Here is a 17,535-nt window from a genome sequence, read left to right as displayed (position 1 = left end):
GTTTTAAAGTCTTTTCATGAAAATAATTTTATATTTTCATTTATTTTAAATAACGTACCGATAAAAAAGAACTATTTTGACTTAACTTATGACCAGATTTGAAAATCCAATGAAAATAAAAAACAGGAGTATTATCTCCTGTTTTCAATAAACTTATTTGTCTGACACAACAACCACATCAGTCAAATCATCAGATACATCTGTTACTGTTAAAGGAATAACTTCTTCAGTGACTGCCATAGTTGGTATATTCGCAGCTGTTTGAGAAAATTCTTGCGAGATATTATCCGATTTGGCCATAAACTGGTTAAGCGCCTCTTGTGATGTTAACTTCGCCTGATTCATTCGTTGACTAGCGGTTTCTTTTACCCAATGATAGTCACTAGCCGTTTCTTTAGCTTGTTGGACACACTGACTAGCTAATCCATCAGATACATCATCTAATTGAGTAATTAATTGTTTACGCATTTTTTTACCAGATGTTGGCGCTAATAATAATGCTGCGCCAGCTGCCACAGTTCCACCAATTATTGCACCTAATAAAAAGCCTGTTGATTTTTTTGCCATTAAATTTGTCCTCCTCAGTGCTTTACACTTATTTTTTCTTAAATAAATTAGATGCAGTTTGAGCGGCTTTCCCAACAAGTGTTGCTGTCGCAGCAGTTTTACCTGCTTGACCAACTTTACTAATCATTACTTTACTTGATGCGTTCAATTCGCTAACGCTTTCCCCTAAATCTGCGACTGCTTCAAATAATGGATCAATCGTTTCAACTTTTTTCGTCACATCTGCTAGCAATTCATTACTAGTTGCTAATAAATCTTCGGTTTGACGCAATAAAATTGTCGCATCACTAGTTAATAGTTGAATCGTTTTATTAGACTCATCTAAAATTTTATTTACTTTACCTGTTGTTTGATTGACAGTCTTATTCATTTGTAATAGGAAAAAAACAATGACAACAACTAAAACAACAAATGCTAATGCAGCAATAATTGCAGCAATCTCCACTCCTGACATATAATCTACCTCCATTTTCAATTTAGTACCAATTTCAGAATAACATTATCTAATTCATTTCTCAACATATAAATAAGTGGTACAATAGAGATAAATGAACTTATTTGATTAGACTGAAGAGGTGATGAACAGTGGCATCAACATCAAGTACCGATGCACCAATTGAACTACTAAAACAAACTGAAAAAAGTATTAATGTGTTCCAAAAATTTTGGAATAATTTAGATTGGGATAAAATTATTTCTACTACAATTTACAAAGGGTTATTAATTATTTTAGTCTTAGTTATTCTTGCATTATCAAGGAAAATCATTTTAAAAATTATGACCAACTCTATCGAGAAATACAAAAAACGACAAAAGTATGATGAAGGTCGTCTAGATACACTCCAAACTGTTGCTAAAAACTTTTTCCAATATTTATTATTCTTTCTCGCTATCTACTGTATCCTAACGATTTTAGGTGTTCCAGTAGGCTCACTAATTGCTGGTGCTGGAATTGCGGGTGTTGCGATTGGACTTGGAGCACAAGGATTTATCAATGATGTGATTACTGGTTTCTTCATTATTTATGAACGACAACTAGAAGTCGGGGACCACGTAATTGTGAATTCAATTGAAGGAACTGTGTATCAAGTTGGCTTGCGTACAACACAAGTTAAAAGTTTTAATGGTACTTTAAATTATATTCCAAACCGTGAAATTCTTGTTATTTCTAACTTATCTCGTGGTGACCAACAAGTATTAATTAATATTCGAGTCAAACCAGATGAAGATATTGAAAAAGTGAAACGACTAATTGATGAAGTCAATAAAGAGAAAACCGGTGCTATTCCTGATTTAAAAAGCGATATTGTCATTAATGGTTTAGTTAATTTAGAAAACGGAGACTTTGCAGTGAGGGTAACAACTTACGCAACTGCGGGCTCGCAATTCAATGTCAAAACTGAATTAACAACTGCCTATATTGAAAAACTAACCACGAACGGCATTGAAATACCATCTGCTCCTATTAAACTGACAGTTAAATAAAAAAATATCCCCCAATCTATAATCTAAGATTGGGGGATATTTTTTATTCGTCACTTGTCTTCTTTTTAGGTGCAACTAATTTTTTGGTTTTTTTGATTACATCATAGCGAACTTCTAATTCATGTGCTAAATGATTAACAGATTTCAGTAACTCTTTACGTGTCACAATTCCCTTAAAAACCATATCATCATCAACAACCGGTACGAAATTGGCATCAACTAAATAATTTAAAATCTTTTCAATATTATTTGGCTCTTTAACATATTTAACATCCGTATCCATCACGTCGCCAATTTTAATTTGACTCAATCTATCAGGATCGATTTTTTCTGTGTCAAACATCGACTCAACTACCGTAGATAGTGAAATGGAACCGACCAATTGATCGTGTCGATTTAAAACAGGAATCCGGCTATAACCGATATTAGTTAAAACTAGTAAAGCATGTTCCAAACTATTACTATCTTGTAACGTGGCAACATTTTCAGAACTAATCAAAAAATGTTCCTCATTTTCCATTAAAAGTGAACTAACAGCAAAACCTATCATAAAAAAACACTCCACCCTTTACTCACATATTTGACACTAGCTTAACGTGCAAAAGTTGCCTCTAATTCAGGAATCGGTTGGTGATCCCGACCATAATAGGTCACTTGATATTGTTCCTCATCCCACTCTATCATAGCATAAGTCTTTAAATGACTAAATCGTCCTCGAGGCTGAGAAATACTACCTGGATTAACCACTAACATATCCCCTAGTTTTTCAGCAGCTAATTTATGCGTATGACCATATAATACGATGTTAGCATTCATATCTGTTGCTTCTTGAATCAACGATTCTAAACTAGTATTCACACCATATAAATGCCCATGTGTCATAAAGATACATGAATCACCTATTAAAACATCCTGACTCTTAGCAAATTTAGGATCATAATCACAATTACCTTTAACCACAACAACTTTTTGCCATAATTCATCTGTTGGTTCCAATTCTGAGTCGCCACAATGGAATATTGCATCGACCATGCCATACCAATGTTGTACGACTTCCACTAAAATCTGTCGATCTCCATGATTATCGCTTATCACTAAAATTTTCATTATAGCCTCCTAAAACGTCCTATTTATTTAGCCAAGCATCTAAGGTTTCAGACAATGCCTCAATCGCTTTTGCTCGGTGACTAATTTTATTTTTAATTTCTGCCGGTAATTCTGCCATTTGTTTATCGTATTCGGGAACATAAAATAGTGGATCATAGCCAAAGCCATTATCGCCACGAGGAATCGTCGCTATATAACCTGGTAACTCACCACTGACAACCAAACTTTCTTTATCCGGTGCTGCTAAAACTAATGTACAATGAAATTGTGCTCCACGCTCTTCTTGTGGAATACCAGTTAATTCATGTAATAATTTAGCATTGTTAGCTGCATCACGCTTATCTTCCCCAGCATAGCGTGCAGAATATACACCTGGCTGACCATGAAGTGCATCGACTTTTAAGCCAGAATCATCTGCAAGAACCATTCGATTTAATTGTCGTGCAATAGTTTCTGCTTTTAGACGAGCATTTTCTTCAAAAGTTTTCCCCGTTTCTTCCACATCTGGAATTTCTGGAAAATCTAGTAACGTTTTAACGACATAGCCATTTTGTTCAAAAATTGCCTCAAATTCTTTGGCTTTCCCTGGATTACGAGTGGCGATTAAAATTTCCTGATCTGCTTGTGGAGAACTAGTTTTTTCCGTAACTATAGTCGTACCTAGTACCATTTTTTGCTGATAAATCAACTCACGAATTCCTGACTCAGCTAAGTCAAGCAACTCATTCATATCAGTACGACTAAATGTTGCTTCCTCACCTGTACCTTGAATTTCAACAAATTCACCAGATTCTGTCATGACAACATTCATATCAACCTGTGCGGCTGAATCTTCACTATAGTCTAAGTCTAAGACTTTTGTACCGTCTGCTAATATACCTACGCTGACAGCAGCGACGGCTTCTTTTAACGGACTTTTAGCTAATTCTCCCGTCCCAAGCAGAGTCGTTATTGCCTGTTGCAAGGCAATAAAAGCACCAGTAATGCTAGCCGTACGCGTACCACCATCTGCTTGTATCACGTCGCAATCAATCACAATCGACCGTTCACCTAACGCTTCAAGGTCAACTACTGCTCGTAAACTACGGCCAATTAAACGTTGAATTTCCATCGTTCGACCAGTTAATTTACCTTTACTACTTTCACGTCGATTTCGCGTCGTCGTTGCTCGCGGTAACATACTATACTCCGCTGTTACCCAACCTGAACCAGTATCACGCAAAAATGGTGGTACTCGGTCCTCAACTGTCGCAGTCACGATGACTTTGGTTTGTCCAAAACTAACAAGGACCGAACCTTCTGGATGAATCAAGTAATTTAAGTCAAACTGAATTGGACGTAACTGATTATTTTGACGTTTGTCATGTCTCATGGGACCACTCTCCTAATTAAATGTTATACGTTCTGATATCATTAATGGCTGTTCTAACCAATCTTGTGAAATTTGATCAAACATTGTTTTTGAGCCCGTCATATAAAAACGGTGCTCCGTATTATTTTCCTTTGGTTTAGCCGATATATCATAATAGTCTAGTAACATGCTAACTTCACTGACTGTTTCCACACCTGAATCAACTAATGTTACCTGGTCACCTACTGTTTGTTGAATAAATTGTTTTAACAATGGGTAGTGTGTACAACCTAAAATGAGAGTATCTAACGATAAATCCTTCAACGGTTGCAATGTTTCTTTTACAACGCGTTTGGCAATCGCTGAAGTGTACTCCATACTTTCAACAATTGGTACAAACTTAGGGCAAGCTAATTCAATCACCTGCGCTTTTGGTGCCTTCGCGTGGATTGCTGTTGTATAAGTTTTAGAATTAACCGTTCCAACAGTCCCAATCACACCTATTTTTTGAGTCTGGCTAACTTTTAAGCTAGCTCGAGAGCCAGGCTTAATGACACCAACAACAGGGATATCTAGTTTCGCTCTAATTTCATCCAATCCAACAGCTGTAGCAGTATTACAGGCGATTACAATCATCTTAACCTTTTTTTCTAATAAAAAATTTACCATATCCCACGTAAAATCTTTAATCTGGTCAACTGGTCTTGGTCCATACGGACAACGAGCAGTATCTCCGATGTAATAAATGGTTTCATTTGGTAACTGGCGTAGCGCTTCTTTGACAACTGTTAACCCACCTACACCTGAATCTAAAAAACCAATTGGGTTCTCTTTTGTCATACTATAAACCTCTTATTCTTTTAAACTATTCACCATTATTTCATAACAATCCACTAGCCTCAAGCTAAAGTTAAACTTGGTTTTGCATTTAAATCCCATCTAGCAAAATGCTGCTTATTCGCTTCAATAAAACCTGCTGCTCCTATCATTGCCGCATTATCACCACATAGATTTAATGGTGGTATCGTCAATTTGACGGTCGGTAACTGTACAGCTAAATCCTCAGTCATCTTTTCTCGTAGCCCTTTGTTAGCAGCAACTCCACCAGCAATAATTAACTGGTTAACTTGATAGTCACGGCAAGCACGGATTGTTTTTGCTGTTAAAACATCTACCACACTATGTTGAAAACTTGCAGCTAAATCAACAGGAATTAATGTTTCTCCACGCTGCTCCGCATTATGGACTAAATTAATAAATGAACTTTTTAAACCACTAAAGCTAAAATCAAAGTTATCTTCTTTCATCATCGCACGAGGAAAATGATAAGTATCTGCCCCAAGATGAGCCATTTCATCAATTTCTTTACCACTCGGATAACTTAACCCTAACACACGACCAACTTTATCATACGCTTCTCCGGCTGCATCATCACGAGTTTCACCAATAATTTCATAACTACCATGTTCCTTCATATAAACAAGTTCAGTATGTCCGCCACTAACTAATAGTGCCATCACTGGAAATTGAAACTCATCTACAAAACGCGCAGCGTAGATATGACCTGCCATATGATTAACTGGAATTAGCGGTAATTGATTGGCCCATGCAAAACTTTTGGCAGCTGTTACCCCAATCAGCAAGGCTCCAACCAAACCTGGTCCATAAGTTACTGCAACACCACCTAAATCAGTAACTGACACTTTAGCTTCAACTAGTGCTTCTTCCATACAACCAATAATCTGCTCAACATGGTGCCGACTTGCAACTTCTGGTACAACGCCACCAAAGCGTTTATGACTATTGATTTGCGACGCAATAATATTTGATAAGATTTTTGTGCCATCTTCTACAACAGCCACACTCGTCTCGTCACAACTACTTTCAATCGCTAAAATCAAGCGACGTTTTTTTCCTTTAAATATGTCATTTTCCACTAAATATCACTCTTCCTGTAGCTTTGTAGCCATAATAATTGCCGTTTCTTTTGGCTGATGATAATAATTTTTTCTTTCTCCCACAATCTGAAATTGATTTTTAAGATAAACCATTTGAGCACTTTGGTTAGATGCTCGAACTTCGAGATAAAATTGTATTACTTTTTGTTTCATTAAATACTCCCTGGCCTGTTGAATAAGCCTACTAGCAATTGATTGACCTCTTAGTTCAGGATGTACCGCAATTAATAGCAACTCAGCCTCATCTAACACCCACTGACAACAAATATACCCTTGAACGACAGATTGTTCATCGTAAAATAAAATATAAAATAATTGGTGATTAGCAAAAGACTCCGTAAACTGTGATTCCGTCCATGGTGAGCCACTCGCTAAAAAGGCAGATTGACTCAAATCAAAGAGGTCGACCGCTAATCGCATATGATTGATTGGTGTCTTACCATCAACGTACTGATACATGATGATCACATCCCAACTGATAAATCATGTCAATCGCGTCTTGACCTGAACGTTTATAATAATTGTGCTTAATCCCACGCTGATTAAAACCAAATTGTTCGTACAAGCCAATCGCCCGTTGATTCATTCGATTCACTTCAAGAGTGATTTCATGGCAATCTTTTTTCAACACATATTGTACAATAAATGTCAGTAGCGCTTTAGCATAGCCTTGACCTTGATAATGTGGTGAAATCGCTAGATTAGTAATATGCGCATTAATCCCTTGAATCCGAATACCAATAAATCCAATCACTTGCTGATTAATTAAATATTTAAAATAAATCGAACGACTACTTGGACTTAGCTCCATAAAAAAAATCGAATAACTCCAAGGTGATTTACCATCATATATTTGACGCATAATTTGTTGGAAAATAGCAATATCCGTTAAATTACTACGTAAAATTCGATGTGATGGATGCACCATTTGAATTAAATCTAGTCCTTCAGTAACAAACGGCTTTTTAAAAAAATTAAACCCGCTTAACATAATCGGTATCCTCGAGCTGATGCGTCTCTAACCATTTCTCTTCAGCTTCCACACGCTTTAAGTATGCCGGAACAAATTCATCCAAATCAGTCACACGTTCTGATTCTATGACGGCATCCACTAGAGTACGCGGTGTCAATGTCGTTGCTTGTAGTTTGGCATCAGGAAATGCTGTCTGAATCGTTGTTTTAAATGCTGGTAAGTCATTCCCCACAAATAGCAATGGTTTGTTAATACCCACTAGTTCTGATAATAATTGAGTAATATGACAATGCTTATCAGCAATTACTGAGACTAATGCTCTTTCTTTATAACAATAGGCGCCTGCATAAACATTATCACGTCTAGCATCCATAATCGGTATAATAATCGCATTATTAACAAGTTCTTGTGGGATACTCCCTGCCAAAACTTTTAAACTAGACATTGCATATAATGGGATACCTAGTGTCCAAGCAAGAGTTTTACCTGTTGTGACGCCAATCCGTAAACCAGTATATGAGCCTGGACCCTTTGCCACAACAATTTTACTTAAATCCTTGGGTGTTAGGTTATTTTCTGACATTAAGAAATCAATCGCAGGCATTAGCGTTACACTATGATTTTTTTGATTTGTTGCTAAATGTTCACCTAACAGAACACCATCTTTTTGAATAGCAATTCCCATTGCTTTATTTGATGTATCAATTCCTAAAACTACCACACGGCATCGTTCCTTTATTTCATGATGTCTTTATTGTAGCATAATTATAAATAAAACAAGACAAAAAAATCAGGCTAGACCACAATCGATTTGATTTGGTCTAGCCATTTTCTCTTTTATTTATTAACGAACCGTTGGATTTTGACGAGTATCCACAACTTTAAATGTTTCAATTATCGATTCATTATTCATCTCTAAGACAGTATAAATCACACCGTCGATTGCTGTAGAAAAACCTTCCTTAATGTCATGGCCATAATTACTAGTGAAATAACCACTTAATGTCACATTCCCATTTGGGTCTTCTAATTCAGGTAATTTTAATAAATGAGTATAATCACCGAGTTCAATCCAACCATTAACTAAATAATGTTGACTACCAAGCGATTTAATCAATGGTGTTTCGGCATCGACCTCATCCTGAATATCACCCACAATTTCTTCAACAATATCTTCAATTGTCACTAAACCAACTGTTCCACCATACTCGTCTACCACAATCGCAATATGCTTATGTTGGACTTGTATCATCTTTAGGACCACTTTGATGGGGGATGTTTCCATAATAAAGATCGGTTTCTCAATAAAGTTTTCGACCAAGGCTTTTGGTTCCACATACGCTTCACGTACTAACTGTGATAGTGTCACGTAACCAATAATATGGTCTTTCGAGCCATCAATAACAGGAAAACGGCTATAGCCTGTTTCAACCATCTGCTGAATCGCTTCTGAGACAGTCATACCTTTTTCGACTACATGCATTTCTAAACGATTCGCCATAATTTCTTTGACTTGACGTTCATCAAAATCAAAAATTCGTGACAAATACTGATATTCCTCTTTATTAATTTCACCTTTTTGAAAGCTATCTTTTGCTACTTGTAGCAATTCTTCTTCTGATAATGTTTCTTCAGCTTCCCCCACCATATGAATGCCAAACAGACGTCCAATAGCATTAGCTGATAGATTCAATAGCTTAATAAATGGTGCAGTCGCACGGTAGAAAAGTTGTAATGGCTTAGCAATCGCCAATACAACCTTCTCAGGCTCAACGATACTGTATGACTTAGGAAGCAACTCACCAACCACCACTTCAACAAAAGTGATAATCACATAAGCAAAAATAATCGATAACGTCAACGATAGTGCCGAACTAATCGGTAAATAATTAATCAACGGTCGTAAAATTGTACTCATTGTCGTTTCACCAATTCCACCGATTATTAATGTCGTTAAAGTTATCCCTAATTGACAGGCACTCAAATAATCATCTAAATGGTGGGTCATGTGCTTAGCTAAAGCGGCTTGCTTCACACCTTGATTTTCTAGATACTCTAATTTTGAACTTCTTACTTTTACTAAGGCAAACTCTGCAGCTACAAAAATCGCTGTTACCCAAATCATTAGTGCAATGATGACTAACTTAAACGCAATCATTTTTAACCCCTTCTCTTTGTATTGACTGGTCTACTATCTAATTCTCTAATTAATTGGCTTAAAATCGTGTATTGTTCATCTCGACTATGATTTTTTAGTACGTCAGCGATTTTTTGAGTCGATTCTTGGGTAGTGACCTTTATCTGTGGTAATTGGTTACTTGAAGAATTATTTTTTTTATAATTACTTGATTGGCTTTGCCGTCGGTTGCTTGATGATTTTTTATATATGGAGCCAATCCTTCTCGCATAAAGGGATGAATAAACGCTAAAAAATCTACTCCATAACCATACTGTTGATAAATTTTTAGCATATGTTCGTAAACACTTAACTGAATCCATTTACCCACTCCACGATTGGCAAAAAGCATAATTTTTTTCTCCAAATTACTATCTATTTCATTAAATAAGTGGTGCAGTTCTTTAAAATAACTTTCAGGCATCTTAGGTGTATCATTATAATTCTTCATTCTTTGTTGGATTTGTTTAGCCCAAATACTAGTTTGTGAAAACAAAATATCCCGCTCTAATTCTAACGGTAAGGTTTGTTTAAACCGCTCAAAATTTTCATCTGTGATGTAGCGTCTTCTTTCAGGATTAGGTTCTTGTTGTAAACGATTAATCTCAGCCATTAAGTGCTGATAATCAACCTCATAAATTGGTAAATCAGCCTCTTTAAAAGCTAATAAGCGTTGAGTAAATGGTGTATTAACCGAACAGATAACCTTGCTATACTGATTTAAGAACAGTAATTGTTGATAGGTCTCCCACTTATCAGTAGGGAATTCTTGCCCTTGCCTTTTCAACCATAAAATCTCATCTAGTGCTACGTCGACATTATTAATTTTTTTCACGATTTCATTTGCCACATGGTGTGGTAAATTCAAATGGTCACGGAAATGCTGACTACCTAGTAAAATAACTTGTCTAGATTTTTTAGAACGAATACTATATTGATACTTTAGCCGGCGTCCACATTGACAATACAGCTCTTTTGCATGCTTTTCTGGATAATTTTCATCAATTGTAAGATCAATAAACTCCCAGTCTGATGCTTGTAAATAACTATTTTGAATAAATTCTGAACGAATAAGAAATTTGCGATGACAATCTAAGACTTCTCGTTGTGGCTTAGTTAATTTAGCATAGACTTCCCAACGTTCTTTTACAGTCATTGGTCTAAAGTCAATGACACCATATTCTTTTTCTTTGTGTTTCTTCTCTTTACGTTTCACTTTAATAATTCTCCTTACAAAAACACTATACATCTTATCATACTTAGACATATTTTTAAATCAACAACTTATAAACATATATTATACACATTAAAAGCCTAAAACTCATGGCTAATTGAGTTTTAGGCTTATTTTTTTCATTTTTAGTTGTAAAGGATTGTTTCTTTTATGACAGACACGACTAATTATTGAAAGGCAAAGTAATAATTATTTTGTTCCGTATGCAACGTAGTTTGTATTTAACAATTGAGCCACATGGACGTTTTCAGATAAACTACTACCGCCAACTGCACCACAGCCAAGAGTTAATGATGGATTTAAGTTAGTTGTTCCACCAATTGCTCCTAAAGCCGCTAATGTGTTAACTAAGATACGTGACGCTGGAATCGCTAAACCAAATTCTTTAACTAACTCATCATTTTCAGTGTGTACCATTGCAGTATGGCCAGCACCTTCGTTTAATAATAACTCACGGCATGTTGCAACACCTTCTGCCCAGTCTGCCACTGTGAACATTGCTAAGATTGGTGATAATTTTTCACGTGAATAAGGATTTTCTTTGCTAATTTCTGTTTGCTCACTGATTAAAATAACCGTTTCTTTTGGTACGTCAATGCCACTCATACGAGCAATTTCAGTTGCTTTTTTACCAACGATTTCAGGATTCATTGTTCCATTTTCACGCATAATAAATGCGCCAACTTTTTCTGATTCTACTTCATTCATAAAGTAAACATGACGCTCTTTTAATGCATTAACGACTTCTTCTTTAACTGCTTCTTCAACAACTAAGGCTTGTTCTGAAGCACAAATTGTACCAAAATCAAATGTTTTACTTTCAATAATACGCTCAACTGCTAATTCGATATTTGCTGATTTTTCAATCATAACTGGTGTATTACCAGGTCCTACACCGATTGCTGGGTTACCTGAAGAATAAGCTGCACGAACCATACCTTCGCCACCTGTTGCTAAAATTAAGGCTGTTTGACGGCTAGCCATCAATGCTTGAGTTCCTTCTAAACTTGGCTCAGAAATCACTTGAACTAATCCTTTTGGTGCTCCTGCGGCTTCAGCTGCTTGATTAATGTAATCTACAGTTGTCATAATTGCATTTAACGCTTTCGGATGTGGTGATAAAATAACGGCATTACGTGTTTTTAGCGCTAATAATGATTTAAAGATAGTTGTTGACGTTGGGTTTGTTGATGGAATCAATGCAGCAACTACTCCCATTGGGATTGCAACCTTCAATAATTTATTGACATCATCTTCTTCAATAATCCCAACAGTTTTAACATCTTTAATACTATGGTAGAGTGTTTCACTAGCAAATAAGTTTTTAGTTGTTTTATCTGTTACGTTACCAAATCCAGTTTCGTCATGTGCTAATTTTGCTAATTCAACTGATTTATGCGTTAATGCTTCAGCAACTGCTGTCACAATTGCATCAACTTGCTCTTGCGTAAAGTTCGCATACTCTTTCTGTGCAATCACTGCGTTTTCAATTAATTGTTCAACTTCTTGGCGCTCATCTGTTTTTACTTCAAAATTCATTAACATAATTGGTTCCCCCTTGGATGTGTTTGATTTAATTTATACTCATATCATACAGTGAAGTAAGCGTTTTATTTTAGGACTATTGGCGACTAAAAAAGGAATTTTTTAACGTGATTTAGTAACTACTTCACAAATAGAAAGATTATTAAATCAATGATTAGAGATGACACTTTCACAAAGACAAATTTGTGTTAATTATGGTATACTAAACCAATAAAAGTTGTCCAAGGAGGAATTATTATGTGCTTTGTTTTGATTGCTACCCCAAATTCAAAGGAACGACTCTTTTTGAAAAAAATTATTAATCAAGATTTTTTTAATATCCAACTATTACCTGATGCTTTTACTTCTCAAGATGTTTTAGACATTTCTAAAAAACATGACATCAACTTACTTATTTTAGATGTTTCTAGTGCAATGCCAAATGCCTTTAAGGTTAAGACGCAAGTCCTGAGAGAGCAACCCAATGTCCGTACTATTTTGATCGATGATGAAGAAAATTTTGCACATTTGCATAAATCGTTACGTTGTGGTGCGATTGACTATTTAATCAGTCCTTTAAAAAAAATTGAAGTTCAACAAAGTATTCATCGCGCTATTTTATCACTCAATCAAGTGTCTCTGCTTAGTGAAACAGACACGCCAATTACAGATACAAAGAAAGAGCAATCCAATCAAATGATGCTTTATATTCATCAAAATTATCGTGACCAAATTTCACTCGATACCTTAGCTGAATTTTCGCATCTACATCGAAGCTATGTTAGTCGTTTGTTCAAAGAAGCAACCCGCATGACTGTCACAGAATATTTAACATTGTATCGCATCGAACAAGCGAAAAAATTGTTATCAACAACTGATACACCAATTGCGAATGTTTCTGAAGAAGTTGGTTACATTGACCCTGCTTACTTTAGTCGCATTTTCAAAAAAGAGACCGGCCTTACCCCAAAACTTTATCGCAAAACGTTCCAAGGTCGAATGACTCCACCTGATATGCTATTTGCCTTACAATAGAAATAAGCCGACATAATTGTGTCGGCTTATTTTTTTACTGTCCTGCAAGCAGTTTATTTTGATGGGACTCTTTGATTGTCGCTAAAAGATTAGCATCTACTAAAATATCGTAAGCCGTCCGTGCAAGTAGCTCTGCCGCAATTGCAATGGAAGCTAGCCCTTTTTCACTTTTTGCTGCTGCTTTAAACTCTTCTGAATGACCTGCAATATAAGTATCAGCAATTGATACCGTTGGCTGAATCGTTGGAATAACTTGACTCACATTACCAACATCAGACGAGCCTAAACTTGTTTGGAAAGAGACATTAATTTCTTCTAAAGGAATAGCCAAATCTTTTGTATGCGTTAAAAATACTTCATCAAACTCTGGTGTTATCACTGTTTCATCTACCGCATTTTGAAACAAACCAAACTCATAAGTTGCACCAGTCGCTAAAGCTGCACCTTCAACAACCTGTTCGACTTTTTTATAAACCTCAGATAAAGTCGTTCGATTGTTCGCTCGTAAATAAAATCGACCTGAGGCAAACTCTGGAATCACATTTGCTGCTACACCACCATCTGTAATGATTCCATGAATATTAACATCTTTCGGTAAGTATAAACGTAGCCCGTTAATTCCGTTAAACGTCTGAATTAATGCTTCTAATGCACTAATACCTTTTTCAGGAGCCGCCGCCGCATGTGAGGCTTTGCCATAAAATTTTATATCTACTGGAGCATTCGCCAAGGTACTTGTTGTGCGACCATATTTATAAGCTGGATGGGCACACAAAGCAATATCAACATCTTTAAAAAAGCCTTCACGGACAAAACTGCCTTTAGCTGAACCATTTTCTCCCCCTTCTTCACCAGGTGTACCATAAACTCTAACTTCTCCACCTACATTTTTAACTAGCTCCTTTAAGGCACTAGCTGCTAAGACTGAATACGTACCAAATAAATTGTGTCCACATGCGTGACCGATTCCAGGTAAGGCATCATACTCTGCTAAAAAACAAATTACAGGTCCTGTTTTGTCTGATACATACCTCGCATCAAATCCTGTTCGATGTCCAGCAACATCTTTAACGACTTTAAACCCTTCTTTCTTCAACTGATTAACTAAGACGTCGGATGAGTAAAATTCATAGTTGCTAACTTCTGGATGATTGTGAATATCTAATGCTAATTCTTGATAGATTGGTAATTGTTGCTCAATAAATGTTGTTATTGTATTGTAGGCATTTTCTTTTGTGAACGTTACTTGATTACTAGTTTGATTTGACATAATTTGGTCACTCCTTTATTTTTTCCCAAATGTGTCCCAAGCAGGAATGCTTGAGCCTTTAGACGTTTCTTCAATAATTTTTTTTGTTTGATCTGTTTGATACTCCGAAACAATTTTTTGATAAACTTTATTATCTTTGTCTTCATCACGGACCACGATAATATTGACGTATGGTTTAACTTTGTCATTAATCGGTTCTAAGAAAATAGCATCCTTAGTAGGTACAAAACCTGCATCAACAGCAACACCACTATTAATAGCTGCTAAGTCAACATCGGCTAGCGATCTAGCTGTTTGAGAGGCATCTAGTTCAGAAATAGCTAACTTTAACTTATTTTCGGTAATATCCCCAACAGTTGGTGTTTGCCCTTTATCTGAGTTGACTTTGATTAATCCGGCTTCTTGTAATAATAATAGAGCTCGACCACCATTGGTTACATCATTTGGAATTGCTACCTTAGCACCATTTTTTAGGTCTTTAATGTCTCTAAGCTTATTAGAATACAAGCCCAATGGCGCATTGACTGTGTTACCAATCGATACTAGCGAGGTTTGATGCTCTTCATTAAATTTATCGAGAAAGAATTGATGTTGGAATGCATTCATATCAATTGAGCCGTCTGCTAAAGCTTGATTTGGCTGGTTATAATCAGAAAATGTCACATATTCTAACTTAATCCCCTTATCTTCCAAACGACTTTTCACATCATCCCAGACATCTGTATCTGATCCAACAACACCTAGTTTAACCGTTGTTGATTTTGTTTGCTCCTTATTTTTCTTATCTGATGCCTCCGATTGACCACAACCTGTGACAGTTGCTAATAAAGAAACACCAACTAATGCTGCTAAGATAATTTTTTTCATATTGTTAACTCCCCTTCATTAATGACTAATTTTTTTGATGATGACTTGACTAATTGATTGACTAATAAATACTAAAATTAACACTAACAGTGTTGCTACCACCGTAACATCAGTTTGAAAACGATTGAAGCCCCTAGAAATAGCTAGATTGCCCAAGCCACCTGCTCCGACAGCTCCTGCCATTGCAGTTAACCCAATCAAATTAATAACTGTCAAAGCCGATACACGAACAATTGCTGGTAAGCCTTCATTAAGATACACTCTAAAAATAATTCCCAATGGACTAGTTCCCATGGCTTGAGCCGATTCGACAACACCTGGATCAATTTCTAAGAGGGCATTTTCAATTTGCCGAGCAAAAAAAGGAACAACTCCTGCAACTAAAGGGACTAAAGCTGCTACCTCGCCAATCGTTGTTCCGACAATAAAACGTGTCACGACTGCAAGTAACGTCAACATAATGATAAATGGAATCGCACGACAAATGTTAATGCCTTTATCTAAAACATGGTAAAGAATTGGTTGCTCAAGCAAGCCCTTTGGACGTGTGACAATTAAAACTACACCTAAAATAATTCCTAAAATACCCGCAATGATGGCAGTCCAAAATGTCATAAATAAGGTTTGCTTGGTTGCAATGATAAACTCTTCTGGAATTTGACTCACGTTGGGTAAATATTTTTCAATTAATATCATCATCTATATACCCCCTTCAACTATTTTTAACGGTTTTATTGTCTCTGATTGGTGGCTATTCAAACGGTTGACCGATACGGCTTGTTCCGCTAGATAGTTCAATGCTTTTTCACGCTGTTTTTTGACACCTGATAATAAAACAATCAAACTACCAATAGGTGTCTGCTGAATAATGTCAACATTTCCATATAAAATACTCGTCGTCACTTGAAATTTACTGTAAAGTTGCGCAATTAATGGATCATTGGTCTGTTCACCAACATAAGCTAGTTCCACTAACCACTCTTGCTCACCTAATTCTTTAAATCGTTCTTGAGTCAAAATCTGTTCCAAAGCGTAATCAACATGCGTTGTCGCCCGAATAAACTCTTGAGTCAAACTTGCTTCTGGATGACTAAAAATATCTAGGCAATTTCCTTGTTCCACAACTTGGCCATTTTCCATGACTGCTACACGGTCACAAATATCTTTCACAATTTGCATTTCATGTGTAATCAACACAACCGTCAGTTGCAATTGTCTATTTAATTTTTTTAATAACTCAAGAATTTGTCGTGTAGTCTTAGGGTCTAGTGCACTCGTCGCTTCATCACATAGTAAAATATCGGGGTCATTGGCCAAGGCTCGTGCGATGGCAACACGTTGTTTTTGACCACCAGATAATTGATGCGGATAGGCCGCTTGTTTGTCGACCAACCCAACTAAGTCTAATAGTTCCAAGACTCTCTGTTGTCGTGCACTTTTTGATTTGCCTGTATACTTTAATGAAAAGTCAACATTGTCATAAACAGTTCGACGAGTCATTAAATTAAATTGCTGAAAAATCATGCCAATCTTTTTTCGTTCTTGACGTAATTCCTTCGCTGATAAAGTTGTTAAATCGATACCGTTGATTAATACGTTCCCCTGAGTGGGTCGTTGTAATAAATTTATCACGCGCACTAAGGTACTTTTTCCAGCACCTGAGTAACCAACGATCCCAAAAATTTCACGCTGACGAATAGTCAAATTAACTTCTTTTACCGCTTGAACATTTAGGTTATCTTGTTGAAACGTAACCGATATATTCTTTAATTCAATCATGTAAATTCCTCCTTTAGTAAAATAAAAAAACGTCCTCAAGTAAACCCTATTTTTACTAACAGGGTTTACTTGAGGACGCTTTTGCGTGTTACCACCTCAATTTTGAGTAATAGTTACCTATCACTCCTCTTCGAGTACCATCATACTCTAGCACATTAACGGTTGCGACCGTTACCGCCTCACAACTAACTAAGTTGCTCGGGATAAGT

19 protein-coding genes and 1 other annotated feature (1 of these 20 cut by a window edge) are annotated in these 17,535 nt (G+C 36.3%); of the genes, 2 read left to right on the top strand and 17 right to left on the bottom strand.

All coding sequences use genetic code 11. From position 1 onward, the window contains the following. Window positions 1–153 precede the first annotated feature (153 nt). Both BW732_RS10230 and BW732_RS10225 read right to left on the bottom strand, forming a co-directional pair. The gene (locus tag BW732_RS10230) at window positions 154–567 is read right to left on the bottom strand and encodes a YtxH domain-containing protein (protein WP_077276635.1); all 414 of its coding nucleotides are present in this window, start codon (window positions 565–567) and stop codon (window positions 154–156) included. Between the two features lie 28 nt (window positions 568–595). Continuing rightward, window positions 596–1,021: a DUF948 domain-containing protein gene (locus tag BW732_RS10225; protein WP_077276634.1), complete on the bottom strand. Its 426-nt coding sequence runs from the start codon at window positions 1,019–1,021 to the stop codon at window positions 596–598. A 131-nt stretch (window positions 1,022–1,152) separates the two neighbouring features. Between BW732_RS10225 and BW732_RS10220 the strand changes: the two genes are divergently transcribed. Continuing rightward, entirely contained in the window at window positions 1,153–2,052 is a 900-nt protein-coding gene (locus BW732_RS10220; protein WP_077276633.1) for a mechanosensitive ion channel family protein, read from the top strand. Window positions 2,053–2,095: 43 nt separating this feature from the next. Here the strand turns inward: BW732_RS10220 and cbpB are convergent, their stop codons facing one another. The 11 genes from cbpB to BW732_RS10165 all read right to left on the bottom strand — a co-directional run bounded on the left by cbpB (window position 2,096) and on the right by BW732_RS10165 (window position 12,396). Continuing rightward, the gene (gene cbpB / locus BW732_RS10215; RefSeq protein ID WP_077276632.1) at window positions 2,096–2,602 is read right to left on the bottom strand and encodes a cyclic-di-AMP-binding protein CbpB; all 507 of its coding nucleotides are present in this window, start codon (window positions 2,600–2,602) and stop codon (window positions 2,096–2,098) included. A 41-nt stretch (window positions 2,603–2,643) separates the two neighbouring features. Further along, the gene (locus BW732_RS10210; RefSeq protein ID WP_077276631.1) at window positions 2,644–3,159 is read right to left on the bottom strand and encodes a metallophosphoesterase; all 516 of its coding nucleotides are present in this window, start codon (window positions 3,157–3,159) and stop codon (window positions 2,644–2,646) included. Between the two features lie 19 nt (window positions 3,160–3,178). After that, window positions 3,179–4,531, bottom strand: a complete 1,353-nt coding sequence (gene rph, locus BW732_RS10205; RefSeq protein WP_077276630.1) for a ribonuclease PH — start codon at window positions 4,529–4,531, stop codon at window positions 3,179–3,181. Window positions 4,532–4,543: 12 nt separating this feature from the next. Next, a complete protein-coding gene (racE, locus tag BW732_RS10200) occupies window positions 4,544–5,350 on the bottom strand; it encodes a glutamate racemase (RefSeq protein WP_077276629.1) in 807 nt (268 codons plus the stop codon). A gap of 59 nt (window positions 5,351–5,409) precedes the next feature. Next, on the bottom strand, window positions 5,410–6,447 hold the full coding sequence (gene tsaD, locus BW732_RS10195; RefSeq protein ID WP_228414939.1) for a tRNA (adenosine(37)-N6)-threonylcarbamoyltransferase complex transferase subunit TsaD: 1,038 nt from the start codon (window positions 6,445–6,447) through the stop codon (window positions 5,410–5,412). Window positions 6,448–6,453: 6 nt separating this feature from the next. After that, window positions 6,454–6,927, bottom strand: coding sequence for a ribosomal protein S18-alanine N-acetyltransferase (gene rimI / locus BW732_RS10190; protein ID WP_077276628.1), 474 nt, complete (start codon window positions 6,925–6,927; stop codon window positions 6,454–6,456). Beyond that, window positions 6,911–7,459 (bottom strand): ribosomal protein S18-alanine N-acetyltransferase, encoded by a 549-nt coding sequence (rimI, locus tag BW732_RS10185; protein ID WP_077276627.1) that lies wholly within the window; start codon window positions 7,457–7,459, stop codon window positions 6,911–6,913. Before rimI (BW732_RS10185) ends, rimI (BW732_RS10190) begins: the two co-directional genes overlap by 17 nt. Then, window positions 7,443–8,162 (bottom strand): tRNA (adenosine(37)-N6)-threonylcarbamoyltransferase complex dimerization subunit type 1 TsaB, encoded by a 720-nt coding sequence (gene tsaB, locus BW732_RS10180; RefSeq protein WP_077276626.1) that lies wholly within the window; start codon window positions 8,160–8,162, stop codon window positions 7,443–7,445. Before tsaB ends, rimI (BW732_RS10185) begins: the two co-directional genes overlap by 17 nt. Window positions 8,163–8,285: 123 nt before the next feature. Next, on the bottom strand, window positions 8,286–9,599 hold the full coding sequence (locus tag BW732_RS10175) for a hemolysin family protein (RefSeq protein WP_077276625.1): 1,314 nt from the start codon (window positions 9,597–9,599) through the stop codon (window positions 8,286–8,288). 139 nt (window positions 9,600–9,738) lie between these two features. Continuing rightward, a complete protein-coding gene (locus tag BW732_RS10170; RefSeq protein WP_077276624.1) occupies window positions 9,739–10,833 on the bottom strand; it encodes a hypothetical protein in 1,095 nt (364 codons plus the stop codon). A gap of 207 nt (window positions 10,834–11,040) precedes the next feature. Beyond that, entirely contained in the window at window positions 11,041–12,396 is a 1,356-nt protein-coding gene (locus tag BW732_RS10165) for an acetaldehyde dehydrogenase (acetylating) (RefSeq protein ID WP_228414938.1), read from the bottom strand. Window positions 12,397–12,633: 237 nt separating this feature from the next. Between BW732_RS10165 and BW732_RS10160 the strand changes: the two genes are divergently transcribed. Next, window positions 12,634–13,410 carry a helix-turn-helix domain-containing protein gene (locus BW732_RS10160; protein WP_077276623.1) on the top strand — a complete coding sequence of 259 codons (777 nt, stop codon included), beginning with the start codon at window positions 12,634–12,636 and terminating at the stop codon, window positions 13,408–13,410. Window positions 13,411–13,444: 34 nt separating this feature from the next. Here BW732_RS10160 and BW732_RS10155 read toward each other — a convergent pair whose 3' ends face one another. The 4 genes from BW732_RS10155 to BW732_RS10140 are packed head-to-tail and all read right to left on the bottom strand — an operon-like array spanning window position 13,445 to window position 17,326. Then, window positions 13,445–14,680: a M20 family metallopeptidase gene (locus tag BW732_RS10155; protein WP_077276622.1), complete on the bottom strand. Its 1,236-nt coding sequence runs from the start codon at window positions 14,678–14,680 to the stop codon at window positions 13,445–13,447. A gap of 15 nt (window positions 14,681–14,695) precedes the next feature. After that, window positions 14,696–15,547, bottom strand: a complete 852-nt coding sequence (locus tag BW732_RS10150; protein ID WP_077276621.1) for a MetQ/NlpA family ABC transporter substrate-binding protein — start codon at window positions 15,545–15,547, stop codon at window positions 14,696–14,698. Between the two features lie 18 nt (window positions 15,548–15,565). Beyond that, window positions 15,566–16,246, bottom strand: a complete 681-nt coding sequence (locus tag BW732_RS10145; protein WP_077276620.1) for a methionine ABC transporter permease — start codon at window positions 16,244–16,246, stop codon at window positions 15,566–15,568. Then, the gene (locus BW732_RS10140; protein WP_077276619.1) at window positions 16,247–17,326 is read right to left on the bottom strand and encodes a methionine ABC transporter ATP-binding protein; all 1,080 of its coding nucleotides are present in this window, start codon (window positions 17,324–17,326) and stop codon (window positions 16,247–16,249) included. A 68-nt stretch (window positions 17,327–17,394) separates the two neighbouring features. Next, window positions 17,395–17,535 (bottom strand) — a binding site (T-box leader) (it continues 103 nt past the right edge of the window).

The sequence above is a fragment of the Vagococcus penaei genome (assembly GCF_001998885.1).
In the GTDB taxonomy this organism is placed as follows: Bacteria; Bacillota; Bacilli; order Lactobacillales; family Vagococcaceae; genus Vagococcus; species Vagococcus penaei.
Note: the sequence above shows the minus strand (reverse complement) of the source record. Positions and strands in the feature narration are given on the sequence as shown.

What these genes read in the sequence shown, in the direction of transcription:
- BW732_RS10230 (WP_077276635.1), bottom strand. Translation starts at nt 567, where the DNA reads ATGGCAAAAAAATCAACAGGCTTTTTATTAGGTGCAATAATTGGTGGA.
- BW732_RS10225 (WP_077276634.1), bottom strand. Translation starts at nt 1,021, where the DNA reads ATGTCAGGAGTGGAGATTGCTGCAATTATTGCTGCATTAGCATTTGTT.
- cbpB (WP_077276632.1), bottom strand. Translation starts at nt 2,602, where the DNA reads ATGATAGGTTTTGCTGTTAGTTCACTTTTAATGGAAAATGAGGAACAT.
- BW732_RS10210 (WP_077276631.1), bottom strand. Translation starts at nt 3,159, where the DNA reads ATGAAAATTTTAGTGATAAGCGATAATCATGGAGATCGACAGATTTTA.
- rph (WP_077276630.1), bottom strand. Translation starts at nt 4,531, where the DNA reads ATGAGACATGACAAACGTCAAAATAATCAGTTACGTCCAATTCAGTTT.
- racE (WP_077276629.1), bottom strand. Translation starts at nt 5,350, where the DNA reads ATGACAAAAGAGAACCCAATTGGTTTTTTAGATTCAGGTGTAGGTGGG.
- rimI (WP_077276628.1), bottom strand. Translation starts at nt 6,927, where the DNA reads ATGTATCAGTACGTTGATGGTAAGACACCAATCAATCATATGCGATTA.
- rimI (WP_077276627.1), bottom strand. Translation starts at nt 7,459, where the DNA reads ATGTTAAGCGGGTTTAATTTTTTTAAAAAGCCGTTTGTTACTGAAGGA.
- BW732_RS10175 (WP_077276625.1), bottom strand. Translation starts at nt 9,599, where the DNA reads ATGATTGCGTTTAAGTTAGTCATCATTGCACTAATGATTTGGGTAACA.
- BW732_RS10165 (WP_228414938.1), bottom strand. Translation starts at nt 12,396, where the DNA reads ATGTTAATGAATTTTGAAGTAAAAACAGATGAGCGCCAAGAAGTTGAA.
- BW732_RS10160 (WP_077276623.1), top strand. Translation starts at nt 12,634, where the DNA reads ATGTGCTTTGTTTTGATTGCTACCCCAAATTCAAAGGAACGACTCTTT.
- BW732_RS10155 (WP_077276622.1), bottom strand. Translation starts at nt 14,680, where the DNA reads ATGTCAAATCAAACTAGTAATCAAGTAACGTTCACAAAAGAAAATGCC.
- BW732_RS10150 (WP_077276621.1), bottom strand. Translation starts at nt 15,547, where the DNA reads ATGAAAAAAATTATCTTAGCAGCATTAGTTGGTGTTTCTTTATTAGCA.
- BW732_RS10145 (WP_077276620.1), bottom strand. Translation starts at nt 16,246, where the DNA reads ATGATGATATTAATTGAAAAATATTTACCCAACGTGAGTCAAATTCCA.
- BW732_RS10140 (WP_077276619.1), bottom strand. Translation starts at nt 17,326, where the DNA reads ATGATTGAATTAAAGAATATATCGGTTACGTTTCAACAAGATAACCTA.